This window comes from Streptococcus caecimuris, assembly GCF_943193075.1.
GTDB lineage: Bacteria > Bacillota > Bacilli > Lactobacillales > Streptococcaceae > Streptococcus > Streptococcus caecimuris.
In genome coordinates, this window is the sequence record NZ_CALPCT010000005.1 from 27,424 (window position 1) to 51,566 (window position 24,143).

A 24,143-nucleotide genomic window follows, 5' to 3' on the forward strand; every position below is an offset into this window, starting at 1 on the left:
CTTTATTGAAATCATAAAGGAATTACCACTTTTCTTCGATTAAACTCAGCAATACTATTTGATACTAATATTTCGTTTTGAAATAATATAAATTGAAAATGAAGTAATCATTAAACTTATGGAACTTGCAAATATCAAAAAGAATAAGTTATCAACAATATTATTAGATAAACTTCCTGAACTTACATTCGAAAGTAATGCTGCGAAACCAAGTCCTGTAAGCATTGTTATAGCTGATGAATGCTTAATCATACCTAAAACAAATGGTAATAACCCTATTAGTACTGTTCCAAACGTAATTACAGCTAAGTTAATTAATTGATTAGCAACAGGGATATAACTAGATTCAGTGACAACAGCCATGAATCTAATGAATAATTGAATCACTAAATGTGCAGAAAAATGGGCAATAAATGATATCAGAATGACTGAAATAATTTTTCCCCATAATAACTTAATTTTAGAAATAGGGTAAGAAAATAACTGAAAAATTGTTCTTCGTTTAAATTCATCAATAATAATCGAAGATAATAAATAAGATTCAAAAATCAAAAATGCTGCTTTTGTAAATAAAGATGAAAACAAAGATGCTACAATTGCCCAACCTTCCCATTTACCAGTAATTCTAATAAGATTAGAATCCTGTCCAGTGAATTCTCCAAGTTTATTGTCAGTACCTAACCCCATAATAATGATTGCTGTAATACCTAACACTATAAATATAGTACACAACCAGGCTAAAAATAATTTAGATTTAGAAACTTTATTTAATTCAATTTTAATAAGCGACAACATAGATTCTTCCCTCCAAAGTGTAAATAAAGAATAAACTATTCAAACTAATCTCAACAAATATTTAAAAATAAGCTTATTTTACAGACAATTCCACCATACATACTGTCGGTATGTATATGTTAAATAACAAACATACCTACGGTATGTAAAATAGGATTTTAATAACACACATAAAGTATGTTATTTTTTTAGTATCAAAAATGTAAAATAGATCGTTCAATTGATAATACATAGATAGAAATTAGTATTAACAAGAATGTCATGCGACTACTTATTTACTATTTTTTTAAGTGATCAAATAAGTTGAAAATCACCTCCATCATTTCATCAGAAATTAACTGTACCCCTAGACCTTCAAAAGTAAGTTTAATGAAATTCATTTTGCGCTTTAATTCTACTAATGAAAAAACGGAAATTTGAAAACCAATCCAAATATTTAGAGTTAAAACAATTAAATCTGCTAACTCTTCTGGATATTCTGTTTTAATAGACCCATCTTCAACACCTTCGTAAACTTTTTCTCTAATTTCGGGTAAAAAATCAGAAAATAGACCTAGATACTGCTCTCCCAATAAGCGTGGACTTCTTAGCATAATCGAAGCAGAGTAAACGAGCTTTTGGTGTTCAAAGTTAGAGAAAGAATCCATCAAAGAATTTTGTATTTTTTCTAATCCAGTATTTCCTCTCCAATTATAATTAAAAATTTCTTGATTATTTTCGCTAATGATCGTTTGCAAAATATCATATTTAGACTCAAAATGATGATAAATAACACCTTTCGTTAATCCACCTAAACCATCTATGATATCTTGTATTGACGTATTATCAAAACCTTTTTCTAAAAATAAGTTTTTAGAGACCTCTAGTATTTTTTTTCTAGTTTCATGAGAGTTTCTATTTCTTGCCATTCCAGTCCCTTTCTATCATACCAACGGTATGTAACTTCTATTGTAGTGGACGAAACTAATAATGTCAAGTTTTTTATTTGAGTATAAACAAAAAGCCTTGAAACCAAGGCTTTTCATAATCCCTTTTGTTCAAGGGGTTCTAGTCTTTTACGAGCAGAGATACACACTCTACATGATGTGTTTGAGGAAACAGGTCCACCGGCTGAACTTTCTTCAATTCATAGCCTAATTCTTGGTAGAGTTTGATATCACGCGCCATGGTTGCCACATTGCATGAGATATAGGCGATGCGGTCAGCGCCTGTTTGGGTACTTGCTTTGATAAAGCTTTCGGTTAAGCCCTTGCGTGGTGGGTCGACTAGGATAGCAGTTGGTTGGATGCCTTTCTTGAGCCAATTCTTCATAGCATTTTCTGCTGTGTCACAGACATAGTGGGCATTGGTGATGCCGTTTAAGCTAGCATTCTTCTGGCTATTCTCCACTGCTTCTGGGATGACCTCAACTCCATAAACTTCCTTGACATGCTTGGCAACTGACAAGCCAATGGTCCCAATTCCGGAGTAGGCGTCAATCACGATATCCTCTGCTCTCAAGTCCGCAAAGTCAATAGCTGTCTGATAGAGCTTCTCTGCCATTTCGGTATTGACCTGGTAAAAGGCTGGGCCTGAGATTTGGAAGCTATTGCCCAACATTTGATCGGTAATGTAATCTTGACCATAAAGCGTACGCCATTCTTTTCCAAAAATGGCATTGGTATTCTGGTCATTGATATTCTGCATAACTGACACAATCTCTGGGAATTGCTTGATCAACTGCTCGATCAACTGGTCCACACGGAACATTTTAGGACGAGTAGTGACCAAAATGACCATGATTTCTCCTGAATGGTGACCTCGGCGGACCACAAGATTGCGAATCAAGCCAGATTGTTCCTTTTCATCATAAGGCTTGAGGTCAAACCGACGAATCAAATCTCGAAGAGCCAAGACCACTTGGTCAATGACGGGATCTTGGATATAGAAGTCTTCAATCGGCATCAAATCATGAGAGTTCTTGCGAAAGAAACCTGTCTCCACCTGACCATTGACACGACGAACAGGCACCTGGGCCTTGTTGCGATACTGAACGGGATGGTCCATCCCCAAGGTCAGGGGCACTTCGATATCAGAGATTCCTGCCATCTTGTAGAGACTATCCTTAACCTGTTTGGCCTTGAATTTCAGCTGCTCCGGATAAGCTAGGTGTCCCAAGTCCGCAATACCGCTTCGCAAATAGGCTAGGTCCAGTTCCTCATTGCGGTGAGGAGATTTTTCCAAGTACTCCTCTACTTTTCCGTAGCCGATCTTCTTGTTGACCTTGAGCACGCGCATGCGGATGACTTCTCCTGGCAGGGCATTCTCCACAAAAAAGACCAGGCCATCGACCTTAGCCACTCCTGCTCCTTCGTGTGTCAAATCGACAATCTCAACCGTTACAATTTCATTTTTCTTTAACATCGTTTTCTATCTTTCTACAAATTAAAAGGGGTGGAGTCCAAAACTCCCATCCCCTTATTATATCATCTCAGTCCCATTTGGTACAATTTCTTTTTATAAGCATCGAAATCAACGAGCAATCCTTGGCCACCGTACATATCGTAGGCATCGACCCAATCCCCATTTTCTGGGATGGTCACTCGTTCAATTCCTTTTCCAGCACTTCCGACTAGTCCAAGTCCATTGGTCAATAGGAAGGAGAAGGGAACATTGGTAGACGTCATAGCAAAGACTTTCCCAAGGGCTTCAGATCCCGTAAAGAGTTTAGTTGGATCCTTGATCTGATGCATGATAGCGGACATGACCTCTTGCTGGCGACGGGTCCGACCAAAGTCTCCTTCATCATCCTTGCGGAAACGCGAGTAATTGAGAAGGGTCCGGCCATCCATCCGTTGTTTTCCAACCTTGATGGTTTGCTGCGGAACGACACCGTCTTTCATGTTCAAATCATCTGGTACTTCTACTTCACTGACTTTTTCGCCATCAACCGTTGAAAATTGCGCATTCATCTCGACCCCATTTGGGAAGAGGGTATCGATTGCTGTCGCAAAGGTCTTGAAATCGACCATGGCGTAATATTGGATGTCAATGTCAAAGTTATCTTTGAGCATCTGACGCACCAATTCAGCCCCTTGGTTGTTATTTTGCTCCCCAATGGTGAAGGCAGTATTGAGCTTCTGGTCATAGTAGCCATCATATTCAGGAATATTTTGCTGGCTGACACCATCGATATGGACCAGTGTATCCCGCATGAAGCTGACCATCTTGATCTTGCCTTCTTTGTTATTGACATTGACCACCATGATGGAGTCTGTCCGAGTCTCATCTGATTTCTCACCGATCCGACCATCTGTTCCTAAAATCAGGATATTGACCCCATCTCGCGACTTCTTGCCGTTAAATTTCTCGACGACAGCAGGTTTGGCATCTTTCCCAGCTGGTTTACTGCTCAGGCCTTTTACAAACATGAAGACCATGCCACCGATAATGAGCAAGAAAAAGAGAGCAATCCACTTGAGGATCCGCTTGACGCGGATCTTTTTCCGTGGTTTCTTAGGTAGATCGCTCGTCGCAGCAACTGCTTTCTTCTTAGACTTTTTGCTACGTGATTGGTAAACAGGGAGATCCTCAATCGGTTCAGCAATCTCACCTTGCACTTCTTCTGTAGCGTCTACCTCCGGTTGAAGGGCTTCTGTTTCTTCATAAGCTCCTTGGCTCTTCTTGAGCAGGTAATTGTATTCTAATTGTTCTCGTTCATTCAAATAATGAAAATTTGAGTATAAGTACTCTAATCGCTTTCGCTCATGGTGAGATAGAAAGTTGGATTCGTTACTCATCTTTTCTCCATTCCGTTATCTTTTAAGGTATAGACCTGATACTGACCCAAGACTTTTGTCTGAATGCCCAAACTGTCTAATTCTTGATAGGCAAACTGCAGAAGATCAGGCGCTTCATTCAGGAGGTCAATAATGAAAAAGTATTCTCCTAAAGCTGTTTTTAAGGGGCGACTTTCAATCTTGGTTAAATTGATCCCCCGCCAAGCAAAAGTAGACAAGCCCTTATAGAGGGCTCCTGCTAAGTTACTTGGCAAGGTCAAGGCCAAGCTAACTTTTTGAAGGGAGGGATTCAATGTTTCTGAGATCGCTGGCTCTTTGGCTCCTAAAATCCAAAAACGTGTATAATTGTCCTCGATTTCTTGAATATCTTTGGCCTGTACTTCCAAGCCATACTCACTGGCTGCTGCCAGAGGGGCAATCGCTGCAATTTCCAAGTCTGGATGCTCTGCTACATAGCGGGCCGCATAGGCTGTTGAAGCCGTCATTTCCATGGCCACATCCGGATAATAGGCCCTTAGAAAAGCCTTCCCTTGGGCCAAGGCCTGTGGATGCGAATAGACCGTTCGAATAGGCCGATCTTTCTTTGCCACCAAGAGCTGTTGCTTGATGGGATAGACCACTTCTGCAACGGCCTGGATGGTCCCTTGGTGAAAGAGGTAATCAATGGTCTCATGGACACTGCCTTCAATCGAGTTTTCAACTGGGACGACTGCAAAATCGATCTCTTGATTCTCATAAGCCTTGATGACATCTGTGATCGTCCGATAGGCGATGCGTTCAGAAGTTAGAAAGCTATGAGTGGCCACATCATGGGTAAAGGATCCCTTGGGACCAAGATAGCCTACAAGCATCGAATGATCTCCGCAATTTCTTCAGGTGTTTTGTCCTCAACATCCACAATATGGGTAGCAATATCCTCATACAAAGGCAAACGACCATCAAAAATCTTCTTAAATTCTTCTTTTGTGTTGTTTAAAAAGAGGGGACGTTGCATGGCTTTGTCATTTTGAATCCGTCTGTACAAGGTTTCAAAATCTACCCGCAGATAAATGTTGTGAGGATTTTTTTCCAAGAGTGCACGGTTATGAGGATTGACCACAATCCCACCTCCAGGGGAAATAATGGCTGCCTCATTTTCCAATAAACGCTCCAGCATTTCAGCCTCGCGACGACGAAAGGCAGCTTCTCCTTCCACTTCGAAATAGTCATTGATTGACATACCGATCTCTTCAATAATTAATTCATCCATATCATGGAACTTTGGATCAAGAATGCGACCAACAGTCGTTTTACCTGTTCCCATAAAACCAAGTAAAATTTTAGCCATGCAGTAAGGTCTCCAAATCTTCAAAAAAACTAGGGTAACTGGTGTTGATGGCCTCTGCCCGATCCAGCATCACATTTTCTTCACTCACCAATAAGGCAGCAATGGCAGCCATCATCCCAATCCGGTGATCTCCAAAGGTCTCTAAGTCTGCTCCATGTAGGGGAGTCGGTCCAGTGATGATCATGCCGTCTTCCGTTGGCAAGACATTGGCTCCCATAGCATTGAGGCTATCTGCCACGACCTGGATGCGGTCCGTTTCTTTCACACGAAGCTCCTCAGCATCCGCAATCACGGTCTGGCCATTTGCTTGTGTCGCTAGTAAAGCAATAATCGGCAATTCATCAATCAAGCGTGGAATCAACTCCCCATCAATCCGAATCCCTTTTAAGGAAGAAGTCCTGACAGTGAGACTCGCAGAGACCGCTTTTTCATCGCGATCGTCAATGGTGAGATCTCCCCCCATTTCTTGAATCACATCGAGAATCCCTGTCCTCGTTTGGTTGATGCCAACATTTTCAATCTTGATCACACTATCTGGCAGAATGAGGCCAGCCACTAGCCAAAAGGCTGCACTGGAAATATCTCCAGGAACGATGACTTCTTGACCTTGGAACACTTGTCCACCTTGGATGCGGATGGTTTTTCCGTCCACCTGGATCTCTCCACCGAATTGGCGAATCATATCCTCCGTATGGTCACGCGTCTTTTCCTTCTCGATAATCGTCGATTCACCTTCAGCCTGTAGAGCAGCAAAAATGAGAGCAGACTTGACTTGAGCCGATGCCACTGGCAAACGGTAATGAATCGGTTGGAGCTGACGGGTCCCTTTTTCATGTAAAGGTGGGCAATCGCGATCTCCCTGACCAGCAATCTCTACCCCCATCTGACGCAGTGGGATCGCCACACGATCCATGGGCCGTTTGGAAAGACTATCGTCTCCGACCATGGTCACTGCAAAATCCTGACCTGCTAGTACACCTGAGATCAAACGAATAGAAGTTCCTGAATTGCCCATATCAAGGGGAGATGTCGGGGCTTGAAGACCTTGAAAGCCTACTCCTTGAATCCGAATCACATCCCCATCATCCTGGATAGAGACTCCTAAATCTCGAAACACCTGGATGGTTGAAAGCACATCTTCGCCTCGCAAGATATCATAGACCTTGGTTTCGCCCTGTGCAAGACTTCCAAAAATAATGGAGCGATGACTAATCGATTTGTCACCAGGGACACGAATGGTGCCCTTTAGACCCTTGCTATTGGTTTTTAATTTCATTGCCTTCTCCAGATGCTTTTCCTCATATTCTATCATAATTAAGGTATGAATTCAATTTTTTGTCAAAAATTTGGAACAAATAACGAATGTTTCCAAGCTTTTTTTGAGCTTCTTTTGATCTAGTGGCGAACGAAAATACCAGAGTCGAAATTACAACTCTGGTAGTCTTTCTATTTGTATAAATCTTGAATTGGCTCAAAGATGATCTTTTCAAGATCTGCAAGATAAATAGACAATTGCTGTTGTTTAGTGAAAAATTCATTCACAATCGGACTCGCTTGGATTTTTTCCATATAGTCCTTCATTTCTTGTTGCACAGCTTCTGTTGGAAGTTGACCGGATTGCATCAAGCCTTGCAGTTGATTTTGAAAAGCGACGTATTCGTCAAACAAGGTTTTCGCTTCTGGATTTGCCTCGATTGCTTGCTTGCTTTCTACAACAGCCTTGTATTCAGGAAGGTCTCGAAGGGTCCGAGAAAGTTCATTTGCGACATCATAAATATTTGCCATTTTCTAGGCTCCTTTACTGATAAGATACTTCTATTATACTGCTTTTCCTTCAATATTCCTAAAATGAAGCGGCCTTTTGACGCAAATCCTTCTTTAGACCTAGCGAGCAAGGACGGTATAAGACGTCGCCTGGCTAATCAATGTTTGAGCCCGCTCCTGATCCTCTGCATTTTTAAAGGTCAGCTGCAAAATCCCGTGGATATCCTCCCGATTTTCTTCATTGATGTGAATATTAACCAAGGAAATCCCTTGTAAGAGTTGTAAGATTTCGAGGATCACACCTTCCTGATCGGGGACATCGATAAAGAGATCATAGGCACTATCACGTCCCGCACGCTGATGGATCTGCATTTCTTTTCGGTGTTTCCGCCCTTCATGGAAAAAGGTCCAAATAGCCTCTTCATTATCTGCTTGAATGGTCTCAGCCACTTGATCCAAACGCTCTTTGAAATCTGCAATCCGCTCTAATATCGCTTGAGGGTTGGATAAGAGAATAGAAGTCCACATGCCTGGCTCACTTTCCGCAATCCGTGTCATATCCCGAAAGCCACCAGCCGCAAAACGACGGGTCATTTCATGCTCTTCCCCATAAGCTACGGCCTGCTCGACCAGTGTCGAGGCTAAAATATGAGGAAAATGGCTGATCTGGGAAGTCACCCGATCGTGTTCCTCGGCATCGATTTCAATAAATCGAGATCCCAATCCACTCAGAAGCTCTTTCAACTCTTCCATGGCACCCCCTGTCGTCAAGCTGGAAGTGGTAAAAATATAATAAGCGTTCTCAAATAAGGTGGCATCTGCTGCTGCAGCACCTGTCTTATGACTACCAGCCATGGGGTGTCCTCCCACAAAGCGTACATCCTTGTCTGTAAACAATTTTTCAGCTTGTGCGACAATTTCTGCCTTGGTAGAGCCTGCATCTGTCACCAGTACCTGGTCTTTCAAATTCAGGCCAGCTAAGGTTTCTAAGTAAGACTTGGTTTGCTTAATCGGAAGCGCCAAAATAATAATATCCGCTAAAGGGGCAAAGGCTTCGAAATCATCCGTCACTTGATCCACCATTCCCCTTTCAAGGGCGATGGTTCGAGAGGCTTCACTACGATTGTAACCAAGAACGGTCACATGTGGATGGGCCCTCTTAATGCCTAGCGCGAGGGATGCACCAATCAAGCCCAAGCCTGCAATATATACAACTTTCTTCTCCAAAGGAAAACTCTTTCTCTTAAAAATTCTTCGTAAAGTCCCGGTGCTTAGCAACGGCTTCTTTCAATTCTTCCAAGTTATCGGATGAGAATTTTTCAAGCACTTCTGTAGCAAGGACTGTTGCGACCACTGCTTCCATTACCACACCTGCAGCTGGCAGAGCTGTTGGGTCGCTGCGCTCAACTGTTGCCTTATAAGGCTCATGGGTTTCAATATCCACACTCATCAAGGGTTTGTAGAGGGTCGGAATAGGTTTCATGACGCCACGAACCAGAATGGGCTCACCATTGGTCATGCCCCCTTCAAAACCACCAAGATTATTGGTGCGACGGGTATAGCCAGTGTCCTGAGACCAGATGATTTCATCCATGACTTGACTACCTTTTAGGCGACCTGCGTCAAAACCAAGGCCAAACTCAACACCCTTAAAGGCATTGATAGAGACCACCCCTTGAGCGATTTTGGCATCCAATTTCTTGTCCCATTGCACATAGGATCCTAGTCCAACAGGCACACCACCAACCAAGGTTTCCACAATTCCCCCGATGGTATCGCCATCTTTTTTCACTTGGTCAATGTAGGCCTTAACAGCTTCTTCTTGTTCTGGCACAACGATCGAAACTTCCGACTTCGCTGCCTTTTCCTTGATTTCTGAAACGGTTAGATTCTCGGGAATTGCAATCTCGATTCCCCCAAAATTAACAATGTGACTGGCCACTTCAACGCCAATTTCTTCTAAAATCCGTTTAGCAACTGCACCAACGGCTACACGCATGGTCGTCTCACGTGCAGAAGAACGCTCTAAGGAATTACGAAGATCGTCAAAACGGTATTTCATCCCTCCGACTAGATCGGCATGACCAGGACGTGGCTTGGTGATCTTACGCAGATTTTTCTTTTTCTCTTCGACCGGTGCTACATTCATGATCTCCAGCCATTTTTGGTGATCCAGATTGGTCACATTCAGAGTAATCGGACCTCCCATGGTCAAGCCATGACGGACCCCTGATGTGATCTCGACACGGTCACTCTCGATTTTCATCCGAGCACCGCGACCATAGCCACCTTGTCGGCGTTTGAGCTCTTTATTAATATCCTCTTCTGATAAAGGAAGGCCGGCCGGAACCCCCTCGATAATGGCTGTTAATCGAGGTCCATGGGACTCTCCTGCTGTTAAATATCTCATACCGACCTTATTCCTTTCTTTCCAAAAAGTCCTTCATTTCTTGAAGAGGGATTTGATGAATCGCAGCTCGGCCTAACTCTGGAACAATTACTAATTTCAAGTTCGTCCCACGCGCCTTTTTGTCATGGGTCAAGGCTTGATAAAGGGCTTCTTTATCCCAGTTCTCATAGGTCACCGGAAGGCCAAATTTCCGGCACATTTCTTCGATTTGTTGGCTGATTCCTTTTGGCATCAAGCCCTTTTCTTCTGCAACTCGGGAGAGCTGTACCATACCCATACTGACAGCTTCTCCATGCATAACCTGCCCATAACCAGCTGTCGCTTCAATGGCATGCCCAATGGTATGCCCAAAATTGAGATACAGTCGAATGCCATTGTCCAACTCATCTGCCACAACATGGTCTCGCTTCACCAGGCAAGAATGAGAAATGATGCTCTCTGCATGCTCTAAAATACTCTGGACAGAACCATCCATGGCTTCCAATTCTTCCCAAAGTTCCGTATCTTGGATGAGGCCGTACTTGATGACTTCGCCCATCCCCTCGATCAATTCACGTTGCCCTAAAGTGCTTAACACTTCAGGATCAATAAACACACCATCTGGTTGAGCAAAGGTCCCTACCATGTTTTTAGCAAGTGTTGTGTTGACTCCCGTCTTTCCTCCGATAGAAGAATCCACCTGTGCAGTCAAGCTAGTCGGGATCTGAACAAAGGAAATTCCCCGCATATAGGTCGAGGCAGCAAAACCAGCCAAATCACCAACTACGCCACCCCCAAGAGCAACGATTCCATCACTGCGCGTCATGCTCTGGGTAGCTAGAAAGTCATAGACTTTTGAAACAGTGGTTAGATTCTTACTGGCTTCCCCTTGAAGAAACTCAAAGCGCACCACTTGAAAACCAGCTTTCTCAAGGCTCTTCTCTACGATAGAGGCATATAGCTTAGCCACGCGGTTATCGGAAATAATCGCGACTTTTTTATCACCCCAAAGAGTGCGCAACCAGTCTCCAACCTGGTTGAGACCACCTCTTTCAATCACAATATCATAGGAATGTCCTGGAATAGGTACCGATACGTTCATAGGAATCTCCTTCACGTTTTTCTTTGATTCTATCTTATCATGAAATAAGGCACATGTCTCAATCAAAATGAAAAAGAGACTAGAGCAAGACTGTTTTTTTTAAAATCAGTTCTTGTTCTAATCTCTTAAAGCTTTTTCAATAGGAAAAGGTAAAACCCTCTCTTAGTCACATACAAATTGGCGATATTCTGTTGTCAATGCTTCCCATACAGACTCTGTAGGAAATACTTTCCCAGTCATTAATTCAAAGGCTGCTTCAGCTTGATAAAAGAGCATTCCCAGCCCATTTACCCTCTGGTTTCCTTGATTCACTGCTAATTGCAGAAAGGGGGTCACTGCCGGATAGTAGGCCATCTCTACGATTAAGGCATGTGGGGGAAAGGTCAAGTGACTCGCTATTGGAAGAGACTGACCATCCATTCCAACACCAGTGGCATTTAAGATGAGATCAGCTTGATGAAAAGAGTTTTGAACATCTTCATCTTTCTCAATCGCATACAATTCTATCAAGAAATCAAAGCCTTCTTCAACCAACTGAACTATTGAACGATAATGAACCAATCTTTCCTCTCTCACAAAGACAAGGATACGTTTCACACCTAGATGAATCGCCTGTGCAATAATCGCTAAAGCTGCACCACCTGCACCTAAGAGAACCATTGTTTTTCCCTTAATAGAGAAAGCAGGAGGTAAACTACGAAAGAAACCAATTCCATCCGTATTATAGCCTTTAAGCTTGCCATCACGGTGAACAATGGTATTGACAGAACCGATCTTTCGGGCCATCTCATCCACTTCATCTAGATAAGGAAAGACCTTCTGCTTATAGGGCATGGAGATATTGGCCCCAATCATATCTAACTTACGAATTTGGCTGATGGTGCTTTCTAAGTCTTCTTCAGCAATATCCCAAGCTAGATAAGCAGCATTGGTCGCTGTTAATTCATAGGCTAGATTATGGATGAAAGGAGAAATACTATGACGAATGGGATGGGCAATGACCGCTGCCATCCGAGTATATCCGTCAATCTTCATTTAATAACTCCCGAATTCTTCTCATATTTTCAAGAGGAATTTGACCTGGAGCACTTTCATCTCCGACTCTAGCATAAGACCAAGAAGAGCCTGTCAAATCAGCTGTCAAGCGCGAAATCTTCCCGACCTTGCCCATGGAAATCGTTACATATTCTTGCTCAGGGTTCAGTGTCTTGAAACCACGCGTATAATTCATCAAGTCAAGAACATCTTGTTCATTGTGGGCCATGACAGATACTTTGACTAATTTTGGAGAAAAACTGGTCAATTCCGATAAGATCTCCATCATATTTTCCGGAGTTTCTTGGAAGTTATGGTAGCTGAGAACAAGATTTGAAAATTCCAACATCTCTTCAAAGACTTCACGGTGACTATAATACTCGAAATCGATATAATCCGGATGATAGATGGATTGAATATCTTTCAGGATCCCAACATATTCTTCATTAGTCAGCTCCATCCCTCCACCTTCAGCTCGAGTCCGCAAGGTGAATAAAATCTCGCGTCCAGCAAATTTCTCAAAAACTGCAGGAGCGACGGTTAAGATCTCGCTTTTTTCTAAAAAATCCGCACGCCACTCAATAACATCTGCATCCTCGTAACGCGAACTATCTAGTTGTTGCGCCTCTTCTAAGGAGCGAGGCATAATCGAAACAACTAATTTCATACATCCACCCTAATCGTAAATACTTTTAAGTAATTACTACTTTCTTCTTTCTTGTTCCATCGAAAATCTCCCGGAAGTCCGTATTCCGCTAGATAGCGATGCTTACGGCCTTGAAATCCCTTTTCGATTTGTTTTTTAAATTTTTCTTTGGTCACATTTGCCGCATTGGTACTGAGAATCAAGATCCCACCTGGATTTAAAATCTCGAGTGCCTCGCTGACCAATCGATGGTAATCTTTAGCGACTGAAAATGTCCGTTTTTTATTCCGCGCAAAGCTAGGCGGATCAAGCACGATCACATCATAGCTTAGGTCATGGCGTTTGGCATATTTGTAATAGTCAAAGACATCCATCACGACAAAACGATGAGCATCCAGCGCCAAGCCATTTGCCACAAAATGCGCTTCTGATAATTCTCTACTTCTCTTAGCCAGATCGACCGAAGTCGTCTCTACTGCTCCGCCCATTGCCGCAGCCACAGAGAAGGCTGCCGTATAGGAGAACATATTGAGCAAAGACTTACCAGCCGCTAATCCCTCTACCAAGCTACCTCGGACTTCATGCTGGTCCAAAAAGATCCCCGTCATCAAGCCATCATTGAGAAAGACTTGGTAAGAGACCCCATTTTCAAGAATCAAAAATTCTTGCGGAGCTTCTTCTCCATAGACATGAGCCGATTCATAGTCCAAACCTTTAAAGCGAATCTTTTCATAGCCACCTCGGACTTCTGAAAAAGCTTCTTGAAAGGCTGCTAGAATGGTTTCCTTAATCTGAAATACGAAGGGATTGTACCAAGAAAAAACAACAAACTCACCATATAAGTCAACCGTAAAGCCACCAAAACCATCTCCATCTTGGTTAAAGAGACGAAAGGCCGTCGTCGTTTCATCCGCATAATAAGAACGACGGTATTGCTTGGCTTTGATGAAAAGCTTTTTAAAAAAGTCTTGATCAAAAGCGACCAACTCTTGTGAAACAAACCATCCAATCCCTTTATTTTGTTCAGATAAGTATCCGACTCCGAGGGATTGTCCATCTCCTGAAAGCAATTGAACCTCTTGATCCAAAGCAGGAAGTGACTCAAAATCTTGCTTTTCAAGAAGGGATTGTCCTTGTTTTAATTTTCGAGCTACTTGGCGACTGACTGTGAGTTTTTTCATATCCTCTATTATAGCAAAAGTCTGCAGTTTTCACAAAGAGAGGCTTTATTTACTGGAACTTTTTTTACCGTTTTATCCTAGCTTTCATCATTTAGCTTCAAATGATATAAAATGCCGGATCTTTCCTATTTCTTTCCTCTCCTTTACAGTCATTTTTTTCTTTCTCCATAAAATTGTGGTATACTTGTATATGAAAATTTTTAGGAAATAAGACAAGGAAGTAACATTTTGTGAAAAAAATTACGAATTCGATACTCAATTTCATGAGTACCAGACTAGGATTTGTCTTGACCCTTCTGTTGCTCTACTGGTTCAAAACCATGTGGGCCTATTCAGTTGATTTTAATTTAGACATTCAGGGACCGTATCAGATTTTTCTAGCAGTGATCAACCCATTGCCGATTAGTCTGCTCTTCATTGGTCTTGCACTTTATATCAAACGAACCAAGCTCTTTTATAGTTTGGCTTTTGGGATCTACCTTCTCTTATTTATTTGGTTGATTTCCAACTCCATCTATTATCGAGAGTTTACAGACTTCGTAACGGTCAATACCATGTTGGCTTCCAGCAAGGTTTCTGCCGGTCTCGGAGCTGCTGCTTTAGAATTGTTCCGCCCTTGGGATGTGATCTACATTCTAGATTTCCCTATTCTAGCTTTCTTCTTCTTTAAGAAATGGATTCGAATGGACAATCGTCCCTTCAATAAACGAGCTAGTTTTGCGGTTACCTCTTTATCGGCTATGCTCTTTTCGGCCAACCTTTTCCTTGCAGAAATTGACCGACCTGAGCTCTTGACTCGTGGGTTCTCAAACTACTATGTCGTTCGTGCCCTAGGCTTACCAGCCTTTCTGGGGTATAGCGCTAATCAGACCTATGCTGCCAACAAAGAACGTTCCAAAGCTTCCGAAGCAGATCTAAAGCCGGTGGAAGAATATATCCAACAGCATTATGCCAAGCCTAATCCTGAGTACTTTGGAATGGCCAAAGGCCGTAATGTCATCTACATTCACTTGGAAAGTTTCCAACAATTCTTGATCGATTACAAGTTGAAAGTAGACGATAAAGAATATGAAGTGACACCTTTCTTAAACTCACTTTACCATTCGAAGGAAACCTTTGCCTTTTCAAACGTCTTTAACCAAGTCAAGGCAGGGAAAACGTCCGATGCTGAAACCATGATTGAAACGGGGCTCTTTGGACTCAACCAAGGTTCCTTTATGGTGAACTATGGTGGAACCAATACCCAACAGGCTGCACCATTTATTCTTTCAAAAAATGGTTACAACTCAAGCGCTGTTTTCCACGGGAATGCTGGAAGTTTCTGGAATCGAAATACCGCCTATAAACAATGGGGCTACAATTACTTCTTTGATGCCAGCTACTTCACCAAACAAAACAGCAGCAATTCCTTCCAGTATGGTCTTAATGACAAATACATGCTCAAGGATTCCATCAAATACCTAGAAAGATTGCAACAACCTTTCTATACGAAGTTCATTACGGTTTCCAACCACTATCCTTATACGACCAGCTTGTCAGGAGATGATCTCGGCTTCCCTCTAGCTAAGACTCAGGACGAAACCATCAATGGCTATTTTGCGACCGCTAACTATCTAGATTCTTCGATCAAAGCCTTCTTTGATTACCTGAAAGAATCTGGTCTTTACAAAAATTCCATCATCGTTCTCTATGGGGACCACTACGGAATTTCAAACTCCCGCAACCCAGCTCTTGCTCCTCTACTTGGTAAGAACTCTGAAACGTGGTCAAGTTATGACAATGCCATGTTGCAACGCGTACCTTATATGGTAGTTATTCCAGGTATGGATAAGGGTGGCATCATTGATACCTACGGTGGCGAAATTGATATGCTCCCAACCTTGGAACATTTGCTAGGTATTGAATCCAATAAATTCCTCCAAGTTGGTCAAGATATGCTCTCTCCAGAACATGATCAAATCGTCGCCTTCCGCTCCGCTAACTACTTTGTAACTCCAGAGTATACGAGCTATAGTGGCCGGACCTATTACACTAAAACAGGTGAGGAAATCACCAACCCAGACGAAAAAACCAAGGAAGAACTGGATAAGATTAGGGAAGCTGCTAACCTGCAATTGAAGATTAGCGATAGCATCCAGACTGGTGATCTCCTTCGCTTCTTCAAGGGCAATGATCTTGGAAAAGTCAATCCAGAAGATTATTCCTACACCAATTCCTTCAAGGCATTGAAGAAGATTGAAAAGGAAAAAGGTGACAAATCAACCAGCCTTTATAACCAACGTGGCAACCAGTCTACCGTTGATCTCTTCAAGGCACCAACTTATAAAGAATTGCACCCAGAAGACGATAGTTCTTCCTCAACAGAGACCAGTAGCAGTTCTTCTAAATAAAAAGAATCCCTGAGTTTAAAAACTCAGGGATTTTATGATTTCTTTTAAAAAAACTTAGTCTAGGACTTCAAAAACAGAAGCTGTTAAATTCTCCACGTAGAATGGTCGTTTATGACGACTATTCCCAACCATCAATTTCAATTTATTTGAATTTTGGAGGTAATATGGAAGTCCGCTGGCGTTGAAGATGACCAAGTACTTCTTGTCTCCTGTTAATTCATAGATGACAAGGCCACTGGTATCAGTTGCAGATTGAATAAAGACTTGTTGGTAGATTTTATCATAGCTTTCAAGTCCTAAGACAGGAAGACTTGTCTTCAAGGCGATCAAGCTTCGGATATAGGCAATTGATTCCTTGTTTTGACTGACCAGATCCCAATTAACCTGATTCACATAATCTGGAGCATTGTAGGAATTCATGGCCCGCTCACGATCCAAAGGTGTGATCTCTCCATCAGGACCTGTCGCTACCAATTTAGTCCGCATAAACTCTTGCCCCAATTGCATAAAGGTCATACCCTGGAAGAGCAGGTTCATGGCCGTAGCCAACTCTGAGCGCTTGACCAAGCCTGCTACTTCTTCATTTGGATGGAGGGTCTGAAGCAAGTCATAGAGATTATAATTGTCATGAGCCTCCACATAATTCAAAACCTGATTCGGACTTAAATAATGACCCAGCTCCGCACTACCTAGGACAGCACGCGCAACGATATTCTCTGTTGATTTTCGGCTGACAAAGCCACGTTTGATGGAACCATAAACCTCAGCTCCTTTAATAGCATCGCGCTCCGTGTCGTTAAAGAATCCAATACGTGGCAATTGCGCCGCATTGTCTTTCTTAGCCTTGTCCTCTGGTGCGAGACCGGTTCCCATGTCCCAACCTTCTCCGTAAAGAAGAATGCGTGGATCCAGAGCATCCATCGCCTCCCGAATAGCATTCATTGTCGTCACATCATGAATGCCCATCAAATCAAAGCGGAAACCATCGATCTGGTACTCTTTTACCCAGTGCGTAAGGGAATCAATCATGTACTTGCGATACATTTCATGCTCACTTGCCGTCTCATTACCGACACCTGTCCCATTTTGGAAGCGCCCATCTGGCTCCATCCGGTAATAATAATCCGGAACTGTATTTTGGAAAGGACCATGCTCCGTTGAGTAGGTATGATTGTAGACCACATCTATGACTACAGAAATCCCAGCTTCATGATAAGCCCGGATCATAGTTTTAAGCTCTTTCATGGTTTGTTTGGGATTGGATGGATCTGTTGAAAAACTGGTTTCTGGTGCAGAATGATTCTGAACGTCGTAACCCCAATTGTAGGTCACACGACCTTCTTCATCGTACTGTTTATAGCGATCAGATATCGGCTGTAATTGCACGACATTGACCCCTAACTGACGGATATAATCAAAGGCAGTCACATCGCCATGGCTATTGACAGTTCCTTCTTGGCAAGCCCCCAGATAGGTCCCACGCAAAGACTCGTCCACACCTGATGTCGGTGACTTGGTCAAATCCCGAAGGTGCATCTCATAGATCACTGCTTGACAAGGATTGTCCAGGCGCCAGGGAGTCGCATCGGCGCCTTTTTTAGTGCCCCAATCAAACTGACGATCTACTCTTGAAAGAATGGCTGAGCGCATCCCATCCGCTGTCGTTGCAATGCTATAAGGATCACGCGTCACTTGAGTATGGTGTTCAAAATGCATACGATATTGATAGGCCATGCCACTTAAATTTCCTAAAAAATCTAAAATCCAAACACCATGGGTATTTTCTGGGTGGTAGCTAGACTCTTGTTTGCCACGTGTCATCGGCATACTCTTCCAGATAGGCGCATCCAAGTCTGTAGATTGATAGAGCAACAATTCAACTTTCTTAGCAGTAGGAGCCCATAGTTTAAAGCAATGCTCCCCTTCTTCCTCCCGATGACCGAGCCATCCTTGATACGCCCATTTAGCATCAAACTCTCTAGGACGCATTGCCATATCGTAGGCATGAGGCTGACGATGGCTGTATGCATGACTCGTCAAAGCAGCTTGCAAAGAATAATAGACTGTATCGTCTCCATCGAGAATCCACACTTCTCGAACATGCCCTTCTGGTAAGAGTTCGATTTCAAAATCACGGGTCTTGGTGAGCCAATCCCCTTCTTTAACCAGGACATGGCCTCGGTTCAAGGCATCCTCACTCTCGTATACCAGATTTCCCTCTACTCCAAAATAATCCAACTTGGAGAAAGAGACTGATTTTCCTTCTACTTGATCCTGCCACTGCCACATATCATAGGCAAAATAATTTCCTTTTTGCTTATGAAAATGAAGTTTTACATGGTATTGTCGCATAACATTTTCCTATTTCCAATTTAATACCGAAGGAACCATCCGCTTGTAAAACACGTACATGACTCCAACTATTGTTTTTATTCTTCAGATGGGTGAACCAAAGCATCGTTGTTGATTTCATCAATATTTGCAAAGAATTCCAAGTGATTATGGAAGACTTCCAATTCAACCGGCGTATCTCCCCCGTATTCCCCATCTAGATTGATGCGGAACGGTTGAGCATTTTTCCCTAACATTTCAATCGTCAACTTCTTGGTCTTGAGATATTCTACATTTTCATCGTGCACATGCTTGCCCCCATTGATGGCCTGAATCATCAAGGACAACATGTTAAAGAGCTTAGCAGTTTTTACGATAATCAAGGTAAAGTTCCCATCATCAAGCTTAGCATCTGGCGCGACACTTTCAAAACCAGCAATGGAGTTGGTCAAGGCCACAAAAATCATAGACGCTGGCCCTTCAAAGACACCATTGTCGTGCTCAATCCGCACCTTGCGAGCCTTGTTTCGTGGCAACATTTTAGCAGCCTCTGCCACATAGGCAAAGTAACCCAAGCGAGATTTAACACTACTTGGAACACTGAAGGTCAATTCTGTCATGGTTCCTGCTGCGGCAATATTGATGAAATACTTGCTGCCATAGGCACGACCAATGTCCATTTGAATGGTTTGATTCTTTTCGATAATGCGAGCAGCCGCCACAGGATCTCCCATCGGTATCTTCAAGGCACGCGCATAGTCATTGGTGGTACCGGTCGGGATAAAGGCCATCTGCGGACGATTTTCCAGACCTGCAACCCCATTGACCACTTCGTTAATCGTACCATCTCCACCAGCGGCAATGATTAAATCAAAGCCTGCCTTAGCGGCTCTTTCTGCTTCATTTTGGGCAGAAAATGGTTCTGGAGTCGTTTGATAAGCGCTAGTTTCATAGCCCACATCTTCGAGTACGTCCAAGACTTCCGCAATATTTTTCTTGATAATTTCTTGCCCAGAGGTCGGATTATAAATTAAACGGGCTTTTTTGATTCGTTCTACCATAAAGATCCTCTATAAACTTTCAAGCCAGGCCTCATCTTCTACCTGGATTCCTAATTCTTGTGCTTTGGTTAACTTGCTGCCAGCGTCACTACCTGCAACGACCAAATCTGTTTTTTTGGAAACCGATCCAGTCACCTTAGCGCCTAAACTTTCTAATTTTGCCTTGGCTTCTGAACGCGTGAGTCGCTCTAGCTTCCCAGTCAAAACGACTGTCATTCCTGATAGGGCCGCATCAGCAGCGACTTTTTCACCAAGATAAGCCATATTGACACCAGCTTCTTTGAGCTCTTGCAAGAGACGCTTGGATCCTTCTTGTGCGAAATAACGCTTAAGGCTTTCAGCTACGACCATACCGAGACTATCAATGCTGGCAATCCGTTCTGGATCAGCTGTTGCCAATTGATCGAGGTCATGGAATTCTTGGAGCAAGATTTGACTAACCTTGCTACCGACATGGCGGATCCCCAAACCAAAGAGTAACTTCTCAGCTGAATTCTCTTTTGAAGCTTGAATGGCTTCATGGAGTTTTTCAGCAGATTTTTCTTTAAAGCCTTCTAAGGTCAATAGATCCTCTACGCTTAGGCGATAGATCCCTGCCACATCCTCTACTAACTGAGCTGCAAAGAGTTTCTCTACAACAGCTGGACCCAAGCCTGTGATATTCATAGCATCCCGACTTGCAAAGTGGTTCAATCCTTCCTTAATCTGAGCTGGACAGAGTGGATTGATACAGCGAAGGGCCACCTCATCCTCAAAATGAAGCAACTCACTCTGGCAACTCGGACAATGAGTTGGAATGGCTAATGCTTGATCAGAGACTCGCTTATCTTTAACAACACGCAAGACCGCAGGAATGATATCACCCGCCTTGTAGACAATAACGGTATCATCCTGATGAATATCTTTTTCGGCAATATAGTCCACATTGTGCAAGGTTGCCCGACTAACAGTAGTTCCTGCTAGCTGGACTGGAGTTAGATTGGCAGTTGGCGTCACAACTCCGGTCCGTCCAACCGTCCAATCCACTGATAAGATTTTCGCTTCTTTTTCTTCAGCTGGAAACTTATAGGCGACAGCCCATTTAGGAGCTTTTACGGTAAAGCCTAGTTCTTCTTGAACAGCTAGGTCATTGACCTTGATGACGATCCCATCGATATCGTAGGGAAGATCCTCTCGAAGTTGAGCTACTTTTTGGATAAAGTCCCAAATTTGCTCCATATCCTCAGCCAGCACTCGCTCTTGGTTCACGACAAAGCCTAAGCGGGCTAATTTCTCAAGCACGCCTTCCTGACTGCTTTGATCCGTCGGGCTCACTTCTTGATACAAGAAGGTCGCGAGATTTCGCTTGGCCACGATTTTCGTATCCAATTGGCGAAGCGTTCCTGCAGCAGCATTTCGTGGATTAGCAAACTCCGGCTCGCCGTTTTCTTGACGGATCTGATTGACCCGATCAAAGGAAGCCCGTGGCATATAGCACTCGCCTCGAACCGTGATGTTCACTGGCTCTGGTAACACCAAAGGAATATCCTTGACCCGCTTGAGGTTCTCTGTAATATCCTCACCGACAGAACCATCCCCACGTGTCGCCCCCGTTACGAGGACTCCATTTTCATAGGTGAGGGAAATGGACAAGCCATCGATCTTCAGCTCACATACATAGCTAACCGAAGGAAATTCCTTACGAACACGCTGATCAAAGGCTTCTAATTCTTCACGCGAAAAAGCATCCTGCAAACTATAAAGGGGATACTGGTGCTGGTATTTGGTAAAGCCTTTTAAAACCACCCCACCTACACGGTGAGTTGGACTCTCTGGTAAGATCTCATCAGGATGAGCGGTTTCTAGTTCCACCAACTCCCGATATAATTGATCATATTCACTATCTGAAACAGATGGAGCGTCTTTTGTGTAATACTCGTAAGCATATCGATTGAGTAATTCCACTAATTCTTTCATTCTGGTTTTCATGTTCTTATTTTATCATAAAATCTTAATTTAGCCTTGAATTTACTGCATTCTTAGCATTAAAAAAAGGAGCCAAAACTCCCTTTTCTTATTTTGTAAAATCGATCCGTTTAGAAAGTTGATTGATCACAATCGCTCCAAAAATCAAGGATGCGAATTCACCCAATCCCATAGTCAACCAGTTATAGAAGAATGGTTGGCCTTGAAGGTAGTATAGTTCCAAGGCAATCGTAAACATGGAGATGGAAAAGAAAATCGCAAACAAGAAATGGTCCAAGCGAATAAGACCGTCAAACAAGAACTTGTTTTTGAATCGACCAAATAGAATGAGTCCAAGTCCTAAGAAGACAAAGGTTGAACCTCCACCGACAAAGACATCGATCCATCCAAAACTAAATAAGTTAGCAATCATACAACCAAGCGTCACCGCAATCAAGTACTTCTTATTGTAAAAAGCTAAGAAATTCATCATTTCCGAAACACGGAATTGATAGCCATAGTAGGCCATAGCGTTGAGAGGTGGAGTAATGGTCAATACGATATAAATCGCAGCAACAATGGCAATTTGTGCCATATCACGAGCAGTTAACTGTTTCATTTATTCTCCTTTAGCGGTTTTCCCGCGTGTAATATGCTTGGCGAAAGGATCTTAAGCACCAAGGGTTGAAGGTTTGATTTCTTCAACCTTTCAAGTATAGCATATTTTGAGCTTTTATGGTAGACTGAATTTATGAAAACACTAATTAAAAAATTTTTTGATAATGAGATTTTATCCTATCTCTTTTTTGGGGTTGCCACAACCATTGTTTCCGTCGGAACCCGCCTCTTCATCTATCAAGTGTCTCGTGATGAACGATTAGCGACCGCGATTGGAAACATTGCTGGGATCCTCTTTGCCTTTGCAACCAATGATACCATTGTCTTTAAACAAGAAAGAAAGGGCTGGTTTCAGCGCTTGATCCGATTTGCAATTGCGCGCTCTGGGACCTTTGTACTGGACATGGCCTTGACCGAGATTTTTGTCAAGCAGTTCCCAGGAATTATCGGTCAATTCGTCCACAATAACAAGAGCCAGATCAATCTGATCGAAACCCTCTTTGCACAAGTGGCCATTGTGGTCCTCAATTACGTCTTTAGTAAACTCTTTGTCTTTAAAAATAAAAACAAGGCTTGAAACGATTGTTTCAAGCCTTATTCTTTTAAACTTCTATACTTGCATGCTCTGCACTTAATTGATAGATGGTGCCTTCAACCCCAAAATAATCCTTAGCTAGATCTTTCAATTCCTGCATGGCTGTTTGTGCCCGTTTGGCCTCCTCCTCGTTGATGGCTTCAATGACCAAAATAGCGTCCTTGGTATCTTCAGTTAGCATGGTTCTTTGAGCCTCACGCCAATTCAAACAACGGCAAACGGCGCCTTCTTGGTCGTAGTAGATGATCTCCCCTTCCAAAGCTGGCGCATCTTCGTCAGCTCCTAATGGAAAGAAAGGTTCGCCCCCTTTCGCTTGGCCTAGAGAGAGTCCACCCACCAATTTATCCATATCTTCTCCCCCACAAGGAAGGGCATAAGCCATAGAAACGCTATTGTAAAGATCCACCAAAGGATTAATCGGATAGAATTCACGTCCCTGGTGAACCCGTTTTAAGAGTGCTTCGATTGAAGATCGGGCTCCTTTTTTTGTTTTAAACTTGCTAAAAGCTTGGCGCCACTCTTGAACGAACTCACTCTGGGTATAGTTTTCTTCATCGATAAATTCCCATGCTCGCTTGGCACCCTTGTCCAACAATTCTTTGAAATAAGGATCCTTGGCTTCATCTACTGTATTATCAATACCATACAAGGACATTACTGTAATTCTAGCTGTTGGAAATAAATCCCAAAATGCTTGATCGACTGTCACTTTCATTGCTTTACCTCACTATAATTTCTTTTTTGACCTTTTTTGACTAGTTCCCAATCCAAGGTGATATTCTCACGAACTCGGATCAGATACTCTTCTAACTGTGCGACTTCTTCTTTGGAAAATCCTTTTAAGGCAGTTGTCTCAGAGTAAAGATGCTCCCCTAAAATGAAGGGGTAAATCTGCTTACCTTTTTCAGTTAATTCCCATTCCTTTGTTTTAAGGTTTTCACCCTTTGGGCGCTGTTGAATCATTCCTCGTTCTTCTAGTCTTTTTACGGATCGGGCAACAGTTGAGCGATCTACTTTTAAGAGCTCAGAGAGTTCTTCCTGAATCATTCCAGGTTGCTCCGCAATTCGCACCAGGTAGAGGTATTGACCACGCGCCAGATCCAAATCTCGAAATTCAATATTTGCTATAGAATCCAGTGCTCGCGCAATGATGCCAATCTCACGCAAAATACTCATCTCACTCCTC

Annotated in this window: 22 protein-coding genes and 1 riboswitch; of the genes, 2 read left to right on the forward strand and 20 right to left on the reverse strand. The window is 42.8% G+C overall.

What is annotated here, in order from left to right; translation table 11 throughout:
* Window positions 1–54: 54 nt before the first annotated feature.
* From NFR56_RS03055 to NFR56_RS03120, 14 genes are all read right to left on the reverse strand, one after another.
* The gene (locus tag NFR56_RS03055; RefSeq protein WP_251457618.1) at window positions 55–795 is read right to left on the reverse strand and encodes an ABC-2 transporter permease family protein; all 741 of its coding nucleotides are present in this window, start codon (window positions 793–795) and stop codon (window positions 55–57) included.
* Between the two features lie 278 nt (window positions 796–1,073).
* Window positions 1,074–1,703, reverse strand: a complete 630-nt coding sequence (locus tag NFR56_RS03060) for a TetR/AcrR family transcriptional regulator (RefSeq protein WP_251457621.1) — start codon at window positions 1,701–1,703, stop codon at window positions 1,074–1,076.
* Between the two features lie 139 nt (window positions 1,704–1,842).
* Window positions 1,843–3,198: a 23S rRNA (uracil(1939)-C(5))-methyltransferase RlmD gene (rlmD, locus tag NFR56_RS03065; RefSeq protein ID WP_251457623.1), complete on the reverse strand. Its 1,356-nt coding sequence runs from the start codon at window positions 3,196–3,198 to the stop codon at window positions 1,843–1,845.
* A 62-nt stretch (window positions 3,199–3,260) separates the two neighbouring features.
* Window positions 3,261–4,574, reverse strand: a complete 1,314-nt coding sequence (locus NFR56_RS03070; RefSeq protein ID WP_251457638.1) for an LCP family protein — start codon at window positions 4,572–4,574, stop codon at window positions 3,261–3,263.
* Window positions 4,571–5,425, reverse strand: coding sequence for a prephenate dehydratase (gene pheA / locus NFR56_RS03075; protein WP_251457641.1), 855 nt, complete (start codon window positions 5,423–5,425; stop codon window positions 4,571–4,573). The genes NFR56_RS03070 and pheA overlap by 4 nt, the downstream gene beginning before the upstream one ends.
* Window positions 5,416–5,901: a shikimate kinase gene (locus tag NFR56_RS03080; protein WP_070589216.1), complete on the reverse strand. Its 486-nt coding sequence runs from the start codon at window positions 5,899–5,901 to the stop codon at window positions 5,416–5,418. The genes pheA and NFR56_RS03080 overlap by 10 nt, the downstream gene beginning before the upstream one ends.
* Window positions 5,894–7,177, reverse strand: coding sequence for a 3-phosphoshikimate 1-carboxyvinyltransferase (aroA, locus tag NFR56_RS03085; RefSeq protein WP_070589218.1), 1,284 nt, complete (start codon window positions 7,175–7,177; stop codon window positions 5,894–5,896). The genes NFR56_RS03080 and aroA overlap by 8 nt, the downstream gene beginning before the upstream one ends.
* Window positions 7,178–7,347: 170 nt before the next feature.
* On the reverse strand, window positions 7,348–7,686 hold the full coding sequence (locus NFR56_RS03090) for a YlbF/YmcA family competence regulator (protein WP_003014453.1): 339 nt from the start codon (window positions 7,684–7,686) through the stop codon (window positions 7,348–7,350).
* Window positions 7,687–7,785: 99 nt separating this feature from the next.
* Window positions 7,786–8,892, reverse strand: coding sequence for a prephenate dehydrogenase (locus NFR56_RS03095; protein WP_251457644.1), 1,107 nt, complete (start codon window positions 8,890–8,892; stop codon window positions 7,786–7,788).
* Window positions 8,893–8,908: 16 nt separating this feature from the next.
* The gene (gene aroC, locus NFR56_RS03100; RefSeq protein WP_251457646.1) at window positions 8,909–10,075 is read right to left on the reverse strand and encodes a chorismate synthase; all 1,167 of its coding nucleotides are present in this window, start codon (window positions 10,073–10,075) and stop codon (window positions 8,909–8,911) included.
* Window positions 10,076–10,082: 7 nt separating this feature from the next.
* Window positions 10,083–11,156, reverse strand: coding sequence for a 3-dehydroquinate synthase (aroB, locus tag NFR56_RS03105; protein WP_251457648.1), 1,074 nt, complete (start codon window positions 11,154–11,156; stop codon window positions 10,083–10,085).
* Between the two features lie 162 nt (window positions 11,157–11,318).
* Window positions 11,319–12,191, reverse strand: coding sequence for a shikimate dehydrogenase (gene aroE / locus NFR56_RS03110; RefSeq protein WP_070845470.1), 873 nt, complete (start codon window positions 12,189–12,191; stop codon window positions 11,319–11,321).
* Complete coding sequence (gene aroD, locus NFR56_RS03115) at window positions 12,181–12,858, reverse strand: type I 3-dehydroquinate dehydratase (protein WP_049474751.1); 678 nt, start codon at window positions 12,856–12,858, stop codon at window positions 12,181–12,183. Before aroD ends, aroE begins: the two co-directional genes overlap by 11 nt.
* Window positions 12,855–14,018: a class I SAM-dependent rRNA methyltransferase gene (locus NFR56_RS03120; RefSeq protein WP_155167788.1), complete on the reverse strand. Its 1,164-nt coding sequence runs from the start codon at window positions 14,016–14,018 to the stop codon at window positions 12,855–12,857. The genes aroD and NFR56_RS03120 overlap by 4 nt, the downstream gene beginning before the upstream one ends.
* A gap of 230 nt (window positions 14,019–14,248) precedes the next feature.
* On the opposite strand from NFR56_RS03120, the gene NFR56_RS03125 reads away from it, so the two are divergent.
* Window positions 14,249–16,408, forward strand: a complete 2,160-nt coding sequence (locus NFR56_RS03125) for an LTA synthase family protein (protein WP_049497311.1) — start codon at window positions 14,249–14,251, stop codon at window positions 16,406–16,408.
* 54 nt (window positions 16,409–16,462) lie between these two features.
* Here the strand turns inward: NFR56_RS03125 and pulA are convergent, their stop codons facing one another.
* The 4 genes from pulA to NFR56_RS03145 all read right to left on the reverse strand — a co-directional run bounded on the left by pulA (window position 16,463) and on the right by NFR56_RS03145 (window position 22,363).
* Window positions 16,463–18,760 carry a type I pullulanase gene (pulA, locus tag NFR56_RS03130; RefSeq protein WP_155167790.1) on the reverse strand — a complete coding sequence of 766 codons (2,298 nt, stop codon included), beginning with the start codon at window positions 18,758–18,760 and terminating at the stop codon, window positions 16,463–16,465.
* 77 nt (window positions 18,761–18,837) lie between these two features.
* Window positions 18,838–19,800 carry a diacylglycerol kinase family lipid kinase gene (locus tag NFR56_RS03135; RefSeq protein ID WP_003006748.1) on the reverse strand — a complete coding sequence of 321 codons (963 nt, stop codon included), beginning with the start codon at window positions 19,798–19,800 and terminating at the stop codon, window positions 18,838–18,840.
* Between the two features lie 9 nt (window positions 19,801–19,809).
* Window positions 19,810–21,768, reverse strand: coding sequence for an NAD-dependent DNA ligase LigA (ligA, locus tag NFR56_RS03140; protein WP_070595216.1), 1,959 nt, complete (start codon window positions 21,766–21,768; stop codon window positions 19,810–19,812).
* Window positions 21,769–21,853: 85 nt separating this feature from the next.
* On the reverse strand, window positions 21,854–22,363 hold the full coding sequence (locus NFR56_RS03145; RefSeq protein WP_003006740.1) for a QueT transporter family protein: 510 nt from the start codon (window positions 22,361–22,363) through the stop codon (window positions 21,854–21,856).
* A riboswitch (PreQ1 riboswitch) is annotated at window positions 22,361–22,467 on the reverse strand. It overlaps the preceding gene by 3 nt.
* A 28-nt stretch (window positions 22,468–22,495) precedes the next feature.
* Here NFR56_RS03145 and NFR56_RS03150 point away from each other — a divergent pair.
* Window positions 22,496–22,939 carry a GtrA family protein gene (locus NFR56_RS03150; protein ID WP_049513904.1) on the forward strand — a complete coding sequence of 148 codons (444 nt, stop codon included), beginning with the start codon at window positions 22,496–22,498 and terminating at the stop codon, window positions 22,937–22,939.
* A 25-nt stretch (window positions 22,940–22,964) separates the two neighbouring features.
* On the opposite strand, the gene NFR56_RS03155 is transcribed toward NFR56_RS03150, so the two are convergent.
* Both NFR56_RS03155 and NFR56_RS03160 read right to left on the reverse strand, forming a co-directional pair.
* On the reverse strand, window positions 22,965–23,672 hold the full coding sequence (locus NFR56_RS03155) for a B3/B4 domain-containing protein (RefSeq protein WP_049513900.1): 708 nt from the start codon (window positions 23,670–23,672) through the stop codon (window positions 22,965–22,967).
* Window positions 23,669–24,133 carry a MarR family winged helix-turn-helix transcriptional regulator gene (locus tag NFR56_RS03160; RefSeq protein ID WP_049513898.1) on the reverse strand — a complete coding sequence of 155 codons (465 nt, stop codon included), beginning with the start codon at window positions 24,131–24,133 and terminating at the stop codon, window positions 23,669–23,671. The genes NFR56_RS03155 and NFR56_RS03160 overlap by 4 nt, the downstream gene beginning before the upstream one ends.
* Window positions 24,134–24,143 lie beyond the last annotated feature (10 nt).

Coding starts and splice junctions, on each gene's coding strand:
- NFR56_RS03060 (WP_251457621.1), bottom strand. CDS start 1,703: ATGGCAAGAAATAGAAACTCTCATGAAACTAGAAAAAAAATACTAGAG.
- aroE (WP_070845470.1), bottom strand. CDS start 12,191: ATGAAGATTGACGGATATACTCGGATGGCAGCGGTCATTGCCCATCCC.
- aroA (WP_070589218.1), bottom strand. CDS start 7,177: ATGAAATTAAAAACCAATAGCAAGGGTCTAAAGGGCACCATTCGTGTC.
- NFR56_RS03155 (WP_049513900.1), bottom strand. CDS start 23,672: ATGAAAGTGACAGTCGATCAAGCATTTTGGGATTTATTTCCAACAGCT.
- NFR56_RS03080 (WP_070589216.1), bottom strand. CDS start 5,901: ATGGCTAAAATTTTACTTGGTTTTATGGGAACAGGTAAAACGACTGTT.
- NFR56_RS03160 (WP_049513898.1), bottom strand. CDS start 24,133: ATGAGTATTTTGCGTGAGATTGGCATCATTGCGCGAGCACTGGATTCT.
- aroD (WP_049474751.1), bottom strand. CDS start 12,858: ATGAAATTAGTTGTTTCGATTATGCCTCGCTCCTTAGAAGAGGCGCAA.
- NFR56_RS03090 (WP_003014453.1), bottom strand. CDS start 7,686: ATGGCAAATATTTATGATGTCGCAAATGAACTTTCTCGGACCCTTCGA.
- NFR56_RS03120 (WP_155167788.1), bottom strand. CDS start 14,018: ATGAAAAAACTCACAGTCAGTCGCCAAGTAGCTCGAAAATTAAAACAA.
- aroB (WP_251457648.1), bottom strand. CDS start 11,156: ATGAACGTATCGGTACCTATTCCAGGACATTCCTATGATATTGTGATT.
- NFR56_RS03150 (WP_049513904.1), top strand. CDS start 22,496: ATGAAAACACTAATTAAAAAATTTTTTGATAATGAGATTTTATCCTAT.
- aroC (WP_251457646.1), bottom strand. CDS start 10,075: ATGAGATATTTAACAGCAGGAGAGTCCCATGGACCTCGATTAACAGCC.
- NFR56_RS03055 (WP_251457618.1), bottom strand. CDS start 795: ATGTTGTCGCTTATTAAAATTGAATTAAATAAAGTTTCTAAATCTAAA.
- pulA (WP_155167790.1), bottom strand. CDS start 18,760: ATGCGACAATACCATGTAAAACTTCATTTTCATAAGCAAAAAGGAAAT.
- pheA (WP_251457641.1), bottom strand. CDS start 5,425: ATGCTTGTAGGCTATCTTGGTCCCAAGGGATCCTTTACCCATGATGTG.
- rlmD (WP_251457623.1), bottom strand. CDS start 3,198: ATGTTAAAGAAAAATGAAATTGTAACGGTTGAGATTGTCGATTTGACA.
- NFR56_RS03145 (WP_003006740.1), bottom strand. CDS start 22,363: ATGAAACAGTTAACTGCTCGTGATATGGCACAAATTGCCATTGTTGCT.
- NFR56_RS03070 (WP_251457638.1), bottom strand. CDS start 4,574: ATGAGTAACGAATCCAACTTTCTATCTCACCATGAGCGAAAGCGATTA.
- NFR56_RS03135 (WP_003006748.1), bottom strand. CDS start 19,800: ATGGTAGAACGAATCAAAAAAGCCCGTTTAATTTATAATCCGACCTCT.
- ligA (WP_070595216.1), bottom strand. CDS start 21,768: ATGAAAACCAGAATGAAAGAATTAGTGGAATTACTCAATCGATATGCT.